This is a genomic window from Pseudidiomarina aestuarii (assembly GCF_003987355.1).
GTDB lineage: Bacteria > Pseudomonadota > Gammaproteobacteria > Enterobacterales > Alteromonadaceae > Pseudidiomarina > Pseudidiomarina aestuarii.
The window spans coordinates 487,432-499,827 of the sequence record NZ_PIPR01000001.1 but is presented as its reverse complement, the minus strand read 5'-3'; the positions used below and the strand labels follow the sequence as shown (position 1 = coordinate 499,827).

Below are 12,396 nucleotides of genomic sequence, written 5' to 3'. Positions count from 1 at the left end.
AATCTCCATTGGCTTTATCGTTATAGTTCGTACCCATCATTGCCGCTACCTTGCGCTATTCCATACTCATGGCAACGCCTATCAGTGTAGCGCGATTATGCTGATTTCGCAGTAGCTAAAAGCGTCTTTTCTTAACCTTTAATCAAGACCTTATTCTCATGTTTTACTTCTTCCATCACCACATAAGTGCGCGACTCATTGACGCCTGGCATCATTAAAATGGTCTCACCTAATAATTTTCGATAAGAAGGCATATCCGGTACTCGCGCTTTGATCAAAAAGTCAAAATCACCCGCCACTAAGTGGCATTCGAGTATTTCGGGAGTCGTCCGCACGGCTTCACTGAACTCGGCAAAAGCATCCGCAGAAGTACGCGTCAGCGTTATTTCGACAAAAACCATGAGGTTCGCACCGAGTTTAGCCGGATTGATGCGAGCAAAATAGCCTTCGATAACCCCTTCTTTCTCGAGTTTACGAACCCGCTCGCTGCACGCCGTAGCACTCAAACCCACTTTATCAGCCAGAGTTACGTTGGTCATGCGGCCATCATTCTGCAAAAGTCGTAGAATCTTGCGGTCGATTCGGTCAATAGTGATTTTCACGGGTTCTTCTGGATTAAACATAGGTTTCCACGGAATAGAATAATATTTACCTCTTTATACGCTATTTTTGCCCCTTAAAAAAGTACGAAACACACTACGGCTTTACCCTATAATGCGCACCATCTTTTTCGATAAGTTTGTGCAGAACCTAGTGAGGCAACTGACATGTTAATTGGCGTACCAAAAGAAATAAAAAACCACGAATATCGCATCGGTCTAACTCCAGCAGCCGTGCGTGAGTATGTTGAACATGGCCACCATGTCATGATTGAGCAAAACGGCGGTGCCTCAATTGGATTCACAAATGAAGATTACGAAATAGCCGGTGCAGAAATCGTTAACGACCCGAAGGAAATCTTTGCCCGCGCCGAAATGATTATTAAGGTAAAAGAGCCACAGCCAGAGGAGTGTAAACAACTTCGCGAAGGGCAAATTCTTTACACCTATTTGCATTTGGCGCCCGATCCTACGCAAACTCAATTACTTGCCGAGTCAGGTGTCACAGCTATTGCCTATGAGACGGTTACTGACCGTAATGGTGGCTTACCACTGCTCGCACCAATGAGTGAAGTTGCTGGTCGTATGTCTATTCAGGCCGGCGCGCACAACCTCGAAAAGGCCAACGGCGGTAGCGGTACTTTGCTCGGTGGTGTACCTGGTGTTGAACCGGGCAAAGTCTTGATTATTGGTGGCGGCGTGGTCGGTACACAGGCAGCTAAAATGGCGGTTGGTTTGGGCGCAGATGTGACGATTCTTGACCGTTCTTTACCGCGTTTGCGTCAACTCGATGATATCTTTGGTGGTCGGATTAAAACGATTTACTCGACTGTCGATGCCATTGACCGTTTCTCGCGTGAAGCAGACCTGGTTATCGGTGCTGTGTTGATTCCTGGCGCTGCTGCACCTAAGTTATTGACTCGTGAGCACATCAAAAACATGAAGCCAGGCTCAGTTTTGGTTGATGTAGCAATTGACCAAGGGGGTTGTTTCGAGACTTCGAAAGCAACAACCCATCAAAACCCAACGTATGTGGTGGATGACGTCATTCATTATTGTGTCGCAAATATGCCAGGTGGGGTTGCTCGGACCTCTACGATAGCTTTAAACAACGCTACTCTGCCTTTTGGTCTCGCGTTAGCGAACAAAGGCCTAAAAGCCATGGCTGCGGACCCACATTTGTTGAACGGTTTAAACATGCACAAAGGTAAGATCACGTACAAAGCCGTACACGATGACCTTGGTGAGCAATTAGGTTTAGCCTATCTCGATCCAAATGAAGCAATTAAAAGCTAATCATTGACTGTAAAGGCTGGCTGGCACGAGACCCGTAGATTTAATGCTGCGGGTCTCTTGTTTCAGGGGTTGGTAATTCCTACAATCGACCCCACTAATTTCATTATCTACTGAATTGCGGTATCGAAAGGGAGTAAAGGTATTATGGCTGAGGCCAAACACTGTCGACTATTAATTTTAGGATCGGGCCCAGCGGGATATACGGCTGCCGTTTATGCAGCGCGTGCTAATCTCAACCCAGTACTGGTAACGGGGATGCAGCAAGGTGGGCAGCTAACCACCACGACCGAAGTCGAAAACTGGCCTGGAGATCCGGAAGGACTAACAGGGCCAGATTTAATGGTGCGGATGCAGCAACACGCTGAAAAATTTAATACTGAAATCATTTTTGATCACATCAATAAAGTTGATTTCACTGCGCGTCCGATGCAGTTGACTGGTGATAGTGGCAGCTACACCGCAGACGCGGTGGTGATTGCGACCGGTGCTTCGGCTAAATATCTGGGTTTAGATTCAGAACAAGCATTCATGGGTAAAGGCGTGTCGGCTTGTGCAACCTGTGACGGTTTTTTCTATCGTAACCAGAAAGTTTGTGTTGTTGGTGGTGGTAACACAGCGGTTGAAGAAGCACTCTACTTAGCCAATATCGCTAGTGAGGTTCATGTTATTCACCGTCGTGACACCTTCCGCGCAGAGAAGATTCTTGTCGATCGCTTAATGGAAAAAGCGAGCAACGGCAATGTAGTGCTGCACTTGAACGAAACTCTGGATGAAGTCCTCGGTGATGATATGGGCGTCAACGGCGTCCGGACCAAGAATACGCAAACCGGCGAACTCAAAGAACTCGACGTGATGGGCTGTTTTATTGCGATCGGTCATCAACCCAATACATCATTGTTTGTGGATCAGCTTGAAATGCAGGATGGGTACATCGTTGTGCGCTCTGGCTTAAATGGCAATGCCACCGCAACCAGCGTGCCAGGTGTCTTCGCTGCAGGTGATGTGATGGATCATATCTATCGTCAAGCAATTACCTCAGCGGGAACCGGTTGTATGGCTGCACTTGATGCGGAACGCTATCTTGATGGGCTAACCAAAGCGTAGCGGCAACAAGCCATGTTACGCTTTCTCGACGAGACGACGAGTTTCCCGCCAGTTCATCATGCTTTGCAAGATCCCAATGGCTTGCTAGCGGTTGGTGGGGACTTATCTGCTGAGCGTCTCCTGAGTGCTTATCAAAGTGGTATTTTCCCGTGGTACGGTCAGGATGACCCCATACTTTGGTGGAGTCCTGACCCACGCGCCGTATTCACGCCAGACTCACTGCATTATAGTCGTTCAATGCGTCGTTTCAGCCGTACCACCAACTTTCATGTAACGCTCAATCAAGACTTCGTAGCAGTCATTAAAGGCTGCCGTCAGGCACATCAGGCGAGTGGCGTTTGGATCCACGACGAATTTATTGATGCTTACACCCGACTTCATCACCGCGGTCAGGCACATTCCGTCGAGGTGTGGGAGCAAGAACAGTTAGTGGGAGGCCTGTACGGACTCAGTATCAATTCCGTTTTCACGGCAGAAAGTATGTTTCACCTGCGGCCTAACGCCTCGAAGCTGGCTTTACTCACTTTTGCTCATGTTTTTTTTAGTTCTGGCGGCCAATGTCTCGATGCTCAGATAGAAAACCCTCACCTCCTGAGTTTAGGCGCGATCAACCTTCCCCGAAGTGAATTCATAGAACAACTGAATGCGCCTGTATCGAATGGATTACGAGATTTCTACCAGCGGCGCCAGTTAAAGATTGGCTTTTAGCCACGAAAACCGCTAGAATTCTGACCACTTTTTAGAAGGCTTGGATTCGAGCCTGCGTTATCGACGCACCCAACAAAAGAAAACCGAGGAATTGAATGGCAAAAGAAGACAGTATTGAAATGCAAGGCACGGTGCTTGATACCCTGCCGAATACCATGTTTCGTGTTGAACTGGAGAATGGTCACGTTGTGACTGCTCATATCTCAGGCAAAATGCGCAAACACTATATTCGCATCTTAACCGGTGACACGGTGACTGTTCAGTTGACTCCATATGACCTGACCAAGGGTCGTATCGTTTTCCGCGCTCGTTAATCTCTCATTGTTTGATTAAATTGCTGTAGCAAGAGCACGCAGCTCAACTCGTTGTTGAGCTGCGTGTTTCGCGTTCCGAAATTTCTAATTTAAGCTCATCGTTTACGACACTCACTTGTACCGAGCCGCCATTTGCAAGCTTTCCGAAGAGAATCTCGTTTGCCATTGGTTTCTTCAAGTGTTCCTGAATAACGCGCGCCATCGGACGAGCACCCATTGCTTTGTCGTAACCTTTATCGGCTAACCATTTATAGGCATCTGCATCTAATTCTAAAGATACATGTTTGCGGTCTAACTGTGCTTGCAGTTCACAGATAAACTTATCAACCACCTGCTCTATCACTTCCGGTGATAAGTGATTGAACCAGACAATGTTATCGAGTCGATTGCGGAATTCTGGTGAGAACAACCGATTAATTTCCAACATCGCGTCAGGCGCATGGTCTTGTTGTTTAAAACCAATCGACTGGCGAACGGTTTCCTGAACACCAGCGTTGGTGGTTAACACTAAAATCACGTTCCGGAAATCTGCCTTGCGACCGTTATTATCGGTCAAGCTACCATGGTCCATAACTTGCAGCAGAATATTGAAAATATCAGGATGCGCTTTTTCAATTTCATCCAGTAGGACAACCGAGTGCGGATGCTTGATGACACCGTCGGTCAAAAGCCCGCCTTGGTCGTACCCGACATAACCGGGAGGTGCACCAATGAGTCGGCTCACCGCGTGTCGCTCCATATACTCAGACATATCAAAACGCTGGAACTCGATACCCAGAGCCTTCGCAAGCTGTTGCGTAATTTCCGTTTTACCGACACCAGTAGGTCCCGCAAATAGGAACGAACCAATAGGTTTCTGTTCATTGCCTAGCCCCGAGCGTGATAACCGAATGGCTGCGGTCAGTTGGTCGATGGCTTGATCTTGACCAAACACCACTAACTTTAAGTTGCGATCCAATTGCTGGAGCAATTGTTGGTCAGTTCGAGACACCGATTGCTCGGGGATCCGCGCTATCTTCGCAATAATCGCTTCAATATCTGCGACACCTATCGTTTTCTTGCGTTTCGAGGGCGGCAACAAACGTTGGCTCGCTCCAGCCTCATCTAGAACATCGATTGCTTTGTCGGGTAAATGCCGTTCATTGATGTAACGTGCCGACAATTCCGCAGCAGCGCGAATGGCTGGTTGGGTATAACGAATACCGTGATGCGCCTCATAACGCTCTTTCAAGCCTTGCAGAATACGTGTGGTGTCATCAACCGAAGGCTCGTTCACGTCGACCTTTTGGAAACGACGCACCAGCGCCCGGTCCTTTTCAAAGATGTTCTTAAACTCGTTGTAGGTTGTTGAACCGATACATTTTAACTCGCCACTGGACAACATAGGCTTGAGTAGGTTTGAAGCGTCTAACACGCCACCACTGGCTGCTCCAGCACCGATAATCGAGTGAATTTCATCGATAAACAGAATGGCATGTTCGTGTTCGGTCACTTCTTTCAACAACTGCTTGAAGCGCTTTTCAAAATCACCGCGATATTTGGTTCCTGCCAGCAATCCACCCATATCTAGCGAATAAATCACAGCATCTTGCATGATTTCAGGCACATCATCTTGTTCAATGCGATAAGCTAGACCTTCGGCGATCGCTGTTTTACCTACACCAGCCTCACCCACTAACAGTGGATTGTTCTTGCGCCGACGGCAAAGCACTTGAATGCAACGCTCAAGCTCACTATCACGACCGATTAAAGGATCAATCTTGCCTTCACGAGCACGAGCATTCAAATTCGTACAAAATCGTTTCAAGTGACTCTGTTGCTCATCGGGTTGCGACTCACCTGTTTCACTGTCTTGCTGTTCAGGGCGACCTTGCTCGTCATCAAGTTTGGTTAAGCCGTGCGACAAAAAGTGCACAATATCGAGGCGCGTTATATCGTGCTTGTTCAGGAGATACACCGCGTGTGATTCTTGTTCGGAGAAAATGGCCACCAGGACATTGGCACCCGTAACTTCGCTATTGCCAGACGACTGCACATGGAACACAGCGCGCTGTAACACTCGCTGAAAGCCAAGGGTCGGCTGCGTTTCGGTATCGACACTTTCGGTATCAAAACTGGGGGTACTGCGCTCAATATAGCCGACTAATTCTTGTTTTAACTGGTCAAACACTAAGCCGCACGCTCGCAACGCCTGCGCGGCTTCTGGATTCTCTAAGAGTGCGAGGAGTAAATGCTCCACCGTCATAAGTTCATGACGACGATCACGCGCTAATTTAAACGCGTCATTCAGCGAAACTTCCAGAGCTTTATTTAACATGACTACTCCTATCGGTCACCAGACCACTCATTCGCGTTCCATTGTGGCCATTAACGGATGGTCATGGCTACGCGCATACTGGTTTACTTGCACTACTTTCGTTTCTGCAATTTCAGCAGAATAGACGCCACAAATTGCGCGTCCTTTATAATGAATCGTCAGCATCGTATCCGTCGCTCGCTCCTGATCCATTCGAAAAAACTTAATCAGTACTTCAATGACAAAGTCCATTGGCGTGTAATCGTCGTTGGTCAGTATCACTTTGTACTGAGGTGGCGGTTTAGCGTGCGTCCGCTCGACACTTTTGACGACATTATCATCTGCCGGTGAACCGTTTGTCCGCTGTTGATTTACGACACTCACAATGACTCTTTCTCTTAGTTATAGACGTTGTCAGAAAAAAACGCTGAATAATTTACATTCTGTCTGTAAGACAATCTTGCACGCCACCAAATGTTCATAAAAGCAGCAACTTTTGCCTTGACACCACGCATTTCTCACCTAGAGTAAAACATGGCGTTAACATTTGCTTTTTTCAAGCCAAGCAAATCACTTTTCGCTATCTAACAATAACTAAATTTAATATGCAGAATAAAGGATGTAGAAGTATGGCAACCGGTAAAGTCAAATGGTTCAATAATTCAAAAGGCTTCGGCTTCATTGAGGCAGAAGATCGCGATGGCGATATCTTTGCACATTACTCAACCATTGAAATGGACGGCTATCGCACCTTGAAAGCGGGTCAAGACGTCGAGTTTCAGCTCGAAGAGGGCCCCAAAGGCTTACATGCTACCAATATTACTCCGGTGCAAAAATAGCGCACCCTGAACACTTATTTCTTTCCGTGTTCAATCCTCTTTAAAACGCCGGCCTTGTGCCGGCGTTTTCTCTTCAACTATCAATACCGAAATAACGGCGTAATTGATCACGTAAATTTGGTGGTGTGCCATGAATAGTGATTGTGTCAGTCGCTGTGTCATAGACGACGCGTTCACCTAATAAGTTTTGGTCAAAGCCAATACTCAAGCCACCCCCTTGTCCTTGAAACTTGACCAGCTTTCGCAATGTCGAGCGATCCGTCGGAAATTCATCAGCAAGTTCACTGCCCACCTCTTGCTTAAAATCTGCAAAACTGCGGCTACTCGGAACACTTGCTTGCAATTGCTCAGATAGATCTTTGACACGAACAGGCTCACCTTGCTGCCATTGTTCATCGCAGACATCGTAAACCGCTTGCCGCAGTTGTCGCGTTTGTTCCGCTGGCATCGCTTCGCTCTGCGCGAAAGCTTGCACCGACTCAATCAATTGTTGAGATTGCTTTTTGGCGTTGAGACCCTCTGCGCAACCCAAGAAATCAAGGAAAAAATCAGCAACCTTGCGGCCTACCCGACCTTTTATAAAACTGATATAGGTGGTTGAATCGGAATCTTCTCGCCATTCTGTCACATTAATAACCGCAGCCAGCTGAACCTTGCTGAGATCAAGCTGAGACGAGCGATCAACCGATAAATCGGCGGCAATAGTGACACCATCGATACTCGGCAGATAAGCGACTACAACATAGGTTTGTCCCTGTTGTTGGTAGTTAGAGACAAGGAGAAAACCCGGTTCGACAATGCCGTAATGTTGAAATTGTTGCAGAAGGATTTTTGCGGCAACGTGAGAAAAGTCGATAAAACTGACCTGTTGCTGTTGCCATTCTGCCAATTGGTTAGGGAAATCACTCTGTTGTTCCGGAGCGACTTCATCCGCGGCCGTTAAAAAACGCGCGTAACCTTTACTTGGTTTCGCTTGAAATACATCGGTCAGTTCATTCAGTAGATCTTGAACTTCGCTATCAATCGCTAGGGTATGCGGCGCGAGGCGGAGGCCTATTTGACCATCGTTACTGTAAAATTGATGAATAATGCTGTCATGTATTTCGGCTAGCATAGCGAGTCGCTGTCCTTCCATTACTGCTGTGTTAAGATGGCCGGCATTCTACCACGTTGAGAAAAAATGCCATGCCGATTGTGTCGAAATATTCCGCCGAAACCCAACAACAATTGCTCGAAAATGTGCTTGCCACGCTCGCCAACACCCCAGCTGATCTTGCCTTGATGACTTTAGGTAATGCTGTGAGTAATGTTATCGATCAGCATTATTCGTCAGCACAAGCAGCACAGATTGCTGAACAATTCGGTAAAGTACTGCTACAATCGATGCAGAAACGCGCTTAGTTCGCGTATTGTCGAACCAACCAATCATAACAACGACGAGTTCACAATGAGACAACGAAAGCAACGGCGAGATAAGATCGCGCGCCTCATTAGTTGGGGGCACTGGTTTACGTTTTTCAACATACTTGTCGCGCTAGTTATTGGTCTGTTTTATGTGGACGCCGCTGAAACGCCAGGCTCAGCACTTGGGGTTATTTATCTACTGGTCAGCTGGCTCGGTCATTTTGCGTTTCTGCCTTTTGTCTTCTTTATTATCCTAATATTCCCGTTTTGCATGTTAGTACCCTATCCGCGAATTTTGCGTGGTATAGCGTCATTGGTGGCATCTATTGGCTTGCTCGCACTCATTGCTGACATGTTGTTTTACCGACAATATGGTTTTCACCTCAATACGTATTCCTTGAGTCAACTCGCACTGGATGCGGAGACAGCCTTTACCGGCGCTAGCTTTCTGATCTTGCTGGGTATGCTGCTGACATTCATTGTGGTGCTGGTATTTGAGCTCGGTCTTGCAAATTTGGCATACAAACGCTTAGACCGGTTGCAAACCAAGCATTGGGGAATCTCCGTTAGTGCTGTTTTCGTGCTCTGCTTTCTAACCAGCCATACCATCCATATCTGGGCCGACGCAGTGTTCTACACGCCTATTACCAAGCAAGACGATTTGTTCCCGTTGTCGTATCCAACCACAGCAAAAACGTTGATGAACAAACACGGGTTGTTGGACGACCAGCAGGCTGTTACCACCGATCGGTTGTTGCGGGAAATCGATACGCTTGAATTGACCTATCCATCCGCTGCACTGCTGTGCGCCAAACAAGCAGATGTGGTCGACACACTGATCGTAACCATGGATGTTCTCGATTCTGACCGTGTCGAACAGATGAGTAGTCTAACAACCGTTCCCTGGCCAATTCTGGGCCAACTGGACGCTACCAGTGGCGCCTTCGAGTTGCGCTATGGCTTGCCAGATTTATATATGGCCGCGATGGCAAAAGCTCGGCAAGAGCCGGCTTACATCGAACGCTTGCACGATTACGATATCCGCGTGGTGCCATCATTACCCGCTGCAATTGACAGTGATACTAAGACGATTTGGTGGGCACAGTTGGAACATCTCACCGAAACTGATGCGCGCGCTATCGAAGCAGCCATAGCAACAGGCATGCGAGTGTTTGTACTCGGTTTAACCAATCAGAACGCTCCCGCCCAGGGGTTCTCTGAAGACTCAATGCGAGTCCCTCTGTATGTCGCTAATGTAGAGCTTCAGCCTCAGCAGTTGGCTCAACTCGTCGATATTATGCCGACGGTAGTGGGTCATTATATGAATTGTGCAGAAGGTACAAAAACGTGGTCACTTGGCCAAGATTTGGCGAAGCATGAAACAGAATGGCCAATGATTGCAAGCTATGGTAGCCAATTAGTTATCTATACCGAAGCCGAGAGAATCGTCATCGATCAGGATGCAACGACTCGCATGTTTCAGGGCGCTGAAGAAATGCCCAATGCGGTTCCACTCACACCAATTTTGATTAATGCACTTCGCGACGTAAAACGATTCAGTGCAACTGGCGAATAATTCGCCGGTTGCATTGAATTCCTCTGACTTTCCCGGAATTTCCCCTGCAGCCCCCTTGCCTATTGAGGAGATTTAAGTAATATAGCCACCTCGGTCGGCGTGTAGCGCAGCTTGGTAGCGCACTGTCATGGGGTGTCAGGGGTCGCTGGTTCAAATCCAGTCACGCCGACCAATTTCCTTTCCTACTCAGCCCCAATATGTTTGTCTAGAAATTCCAGCATTCGTGTCCAACGCTCGACATTATTCTCCGGTTTGTAAAAACCATGGCCTTCTTCAGCTTTAGTCATCCACTCGTAGTCATGCTTCAGTTCATCAAACTTCTCGCGTAATCGCTTCGCATGTGTGAATGGCGCGCGTCTATCACGCTCGCCATGAATCAAGAAAACCGGCACTTTCACTTCGTCTGCGCGATGGACTGGCGATTGTTTGTGGCGCTCCGCCGCATCAGGATGAAAAATCTTCGCAAGGAAATTTTGTCCGGCTTCAACTTCTGTGGTGTCACCTTCCTCAAACATGAGGTCCATGTCATACACACCGACAAAGCCGATCGCACACTGGTATTTCTCTGGTTCGCGTATCACGCTCATCAGTGCCGCATAACCACCATAAGATGCACCGTATACACACATGCGCTCAGGGTCAGCGATACCTTGCTCGATCAGGTAATCAACACCTGCAGTCATATCGTCGATCATCAAAGTGCCCCACTTACGATAGCCCGCACTCTGAAACTCTAGACCAAAGCCACCTGAACCACGGAAATTCGGTTGCAGGACCGCGTAACCGTGCTCGGCTAAAACTTTTGCATCTGTGTCCATAGAACCGACGGATTCGCGAATGCCATGCGGACCACCATGCGGGAGTAAAATGAGTGGTAAATTTTCTGCTTTTTCGGTGCGTGGCAGGGTTAACAGCGCTGTCAGCTCGGTGCCATCTTCAGCACTGTACACAATAGTCTCAGTGGTTGGGATCTGTTCCTTTTTCAACCAAGGCTGGGCCTGAGCTATTGGCGTTAACTTACGTGCTTTGCGGTCAAACAAGTAAAACGTAGCTGGATCGTTTGCTGAGGCAACCCTGAGAATAACTTGATTCGTATCTCGTGTTGCAGAGTTAACACCTACTTGGCGCTGCGGAAAGGTTGCCATCAAACTTTGCACCACTTGCGCAAAATCATCATCTTCCGAGCCTTGAAAAAAGACCGCATCAATTTTGTCATACTCAAACGATGCGCCAATCAAATCATTGGGATAGCCATCACGAATGCTCATTAACGGCATTAAATCGACCTGTGGATGCGTGGCTAAAATTTCTTCCTCACGAGTTTTTAGGTTATAGATAGAGATCGAACGTGTGTCCGTTTCTGAGTTGCTTAAGCCCATCACTTCGTAACCATTCGGTAATACGGTGATCGGCATAAATCCACCTTTATCCTCGTCATAGCGCATAATCTCATACCAATCTTCGTTCGCACCATCACGCGCCATAATGACTATCGCGTTATTATCCTCTGGCGCAACCCCAGTCGCGACCCGTGCGGTACCCGATTGATCGATAATCACCTGTGATGACGTTCCGTTACCAGCGCGAATGGGTATGCGACCCGCACGCCGCTTAGCGCCCGAATCGACGTTTACTTCCCACAGCGTCAGAAATTGATCAGCTTCAAACATTGAAGCCGTATAAATCATGATTCGGTCATCTTGTTTCGGTAACCAATCCACAACATTGGCTCGGACATATTCGCCATCGCGCGAACGTGGTCCAGTCAATACAGTCTTGCGCGAGCCGTCGGCATTCATGGCGAATAACTCACCGGTTGGCGCTGGAATCTCTAGCGCACCCACCTCTCGTGCCATGGTGATGACTAAACGATCATCATTGACCCACTCAAACGAACTCACAGATTCACCGTCGGCTGATTGGGTGACGGACAAAATATCGAAGTTCTTGATGTCGAGCACACTTAGTTGAACTGAGCCCTCATTGTCGCGCGCTGTTGCGGCAAGATAACTGCCATCTGGCGAAATCTTGATGTTCATAAACTGTGCTGGTTTCGCATAGTTCTCGAGCACAGCGGTTTTGATCTCATTAGCTTGGCTAGGCAAACTGAATATAACCAGAGTTAAAGTGGCGATCATTGTTTTCATAGTTGGTATCGTCTTTTGGTCTTGAGAATTGAAACATTTTTAAAGATAAGCACTTCACAATCAAGTAACAATTTCTATTTGGATTGGTTTGAACCCATTGCAAAGACACTCGC

At 47.6% G+C, this 12,396-nt stretch carries 12 protein-coding genes and 1 tRNA gene; 8 read left to right on the top strand and 5 right to left on the bottom strand.

The genetic code is table 11. The features are described from left to right. Positions 1–131 precede the first annotated feature (131 nt). Entirely contained in the window at positions 132–623 is a 492-nt protein-coding gene (locus CWE22_RS02280) for an Lrp/AsnC ligand binding domain-containing protein (protein ID WP_169929772.1), read from the bottom strand. A gap of 144 nt (positions 624–767) precedes the next feature. Here CWE22_RS02280 and ald point away from each other — a divergent pair, with 144 nt between their 5' ends. The 4 genes from ald to infA all read left to right on the top strand — a co-directional run bounded on the left by ald (position 768) and on the right by infA (position 4,021). Then, a complete protein-coding gene (gene ald / locus CWE22_RS02275; protein ID WP_169929771.1) occupies positions 768–1,895 on the top strand; it encodes an alanine dehydrogenase in 1,128 nt (375 codons plus the stop codon). Between the two features lie 144 nt (positions 1,896–2,039). After that, a complete protein-coding gene (gene trxB / locus CWE22_RS02270; RefSeq protein ID WP_169929770.1) occupies positions 2,040–2,999 on the top strand; it encodes a thioredoxin-disulfide reductase in 960 nt (319 codons plus the stop codon). 12 nt (positions 3,000–3,011) lie between these two features. Then, a complete protein-coding gene (gene aat, locus CWE22_RS02265; protein ID WP_169929769.1) occupies positions 3,012–3,707 on the top strand; it encodes a leucyl/phenylalanyl-tRNA--protein transferase in 696 nt (231 codons plus the stop codon). Positions 3,708–3,802: 95 nt separating this feature from the next. Continuing rightward, complete coding sequence (gene infA / locus CWE22_RS02260) at positions 3,803–4,021, top strand: translation initiation factor IF-1 (protein ID WP_008489926.1); 219 nt, start codon at positions 3,803–3,805, stop codon at positions 4,019–4,021. A gap of 43 nt (positions 4,022–4,064) precedes the next feature. Here the strand turns inward: infA and clpA are convergent, their stop codons facing one another. Beyond that, on the bottom strand, positions 4,065–6,338 hold the full coding sequence (gene clpA, locus CWE22_RS02255; RefSeq protein ID WP_169929768.1) for an ATP-dependent Clp protease ATP-binding subunit ClpA: 2,274 nt from the start codon (positions 6,336–6,338) through the stop codon (positions 4,065–4,067). Between the two features lie 27 nt (positions 6,339–6,365). After that, entirely contained in the window at positions 6,366–6,701 is a 336-nt protein-coding gene (clpS, locus tag CWE22_RS02250; protein ID WP_169929767.1) for an ATP-dependent Clp protease adapter ClpS, read from the bottom strand. 245 nt (positions 6,702–6,946) lie between these two features. Between clpS and cspD the strand changes: the two genes are divergently transcribed. Then, entirely contained in the window at positions 6,947–7,156 is a 210-nt protein-coding gene (gene cspD / locus CWE22_RS02245; RefSeq protein ID WP_169929766.1) for a cold shock domain-containing protein CspD, read from the top strand. Positions 7,157–7,229: 73 nt separating this feature from the next. Here the strand turns inward: cspD and yejK are convergent, their stop codons facing one another. Then, the gene (yejK, locus tag CWE22_RS02240; protein WP_169929765.1) at positions 7,230–8,270 is read right to left on the bottom strand and encodes a nucleoid-associated protein YejK; all 1,041 of its coding nucleotides are present in this window, start codon (positions 8,268–8,270) and stop codon (positions 7,230–7,232) included. A gap of 71 nt (positions 8,271–8,341) precedes the next feature. Here yejK and CWE22_RS02235 point away from each other — a divergent pair, with 71 nt between their 5' ends. The 3 genes from CWE22_RS02235 (at position 8,342) to CWE22_RS02225 (ending at position 10,308) form a co-directional block, all read left to right on the top strand. Then, on the top strand, positions 8,342–8,557 hold the full coding sequence (locus tag CWE22_RS02235; protein WP_169929764.1) for a DUF1414 domain-containing protein: 216 nt from the start codon (positions 8,342–8,344) through the stop codon (positions 8,555–8,557). 46 nt (positions 8,558–8,603) lie between these two features. Then, positions 8,604–10,136 (top strand): DUF3413 domain-containing protein, encoded by a 1,533-nt coding sequence (locus CWE22_RS02230; RefSeq protein WP_169929763.1) that lies wholly within the window; start codon positions 8,604–8,606, stop codon positions 10,134–10,136. A 95-nt stretch (positions 10,137–10,231) separates the two neighbouring features. After that, positions 10,232–10,308, top strand: a tRNA-Pro gene (locus tag CWE22_RS02225). Positions 10,309–10,318: 10 nt separating this feature from the next. On the opposite strand, the gene CWE22_RS02220 is transcribed toward CWE22_RS02225, so the two are convergent. After that, the gene (locus CWE22_RS02220) at positions 10,319–12,283 is read right to left on the bottom strand and encodes an alpha/beta hydrolase family protein (RefSeq protein WP_169929762.1); all 1,965 of its coding nucleotides are present in this window, start codon (positions 12,281–12,283) and stop codon (positions 10,319–10,321) included. Positions 12,284–12,396 lie beyond the last annotated feature (113 nt).

Coding starts and splice junctions, on each gene's coding strand:
- aat (WP_169929769.1), top strand. CDS start 3,012: ATGTTACGCTTTCTCGACGAGACGACGAGTTTCCCGCCAGTTCATCAT.
- CWE22_RS02280 (WP_169929772.1), bottom strand. CDS start 623: ATGTTTAATCCAGAAGAACCCGTGAAAATCACTATTGACCGAATCGAC.
- infA (WP_008489926.1), top strand. CDS start 3,803: ATGGCAAAAGAAGACAGTATTGAAATGCAAGGCACGGTGCTTGATACC.
- CWE22_RS02230 (WP_169929763.1), top strand. CDS start 8,604: ATGAGACAACGAAAGCAACGGCGAGATAAGATCGCGCGCCTCATTAGT.
- ald (WP_169929771.1), top strand. CDS start 768: ATGTTAATTGGCGTACCAAAAGAAATAAAAAACCACGAATATCGCATC.
- clpA (WP_169929768.1), bottom strand. CDS start 6,338: ATGTTAAATAAAGCTCTGGAAGTTTCGCTGAATGACGCGTTTAAATTA.
- CWE22_RS02235 (WP_169929764.1), top strand. CDS start 8,342: ATGCCGATTGTGTCGAAATATTCCGCCGAAACCCAACAACAATTGCTC.
- cspD (WP_169929766.1), top strand. CDS start 6,947: ATGGCAACCGGTAAAGTCAAATGGTTCAATAATTCAAAAGGCTTCGGC.
- CWE22_RS02220 (WP_169929762.1), bottom strand. CDS start 12,283: ATGAAAACAATGATCGCCACTTTAACTCTGGTTATATTCAGTTTGCCT.
- yejK (WP_169929765.1), bottom strand. CDS start 8,270: ATGCTAGCCGAAATACATGACAGCATTATTCATCAATTTTACAGTAAC.
- trxB (WP_169929770.1), top strand. CDS start 2,040: ATGGCTGAGGCCAAACACTGTCGACTATTAATTTTAGGATCGGGCCCA.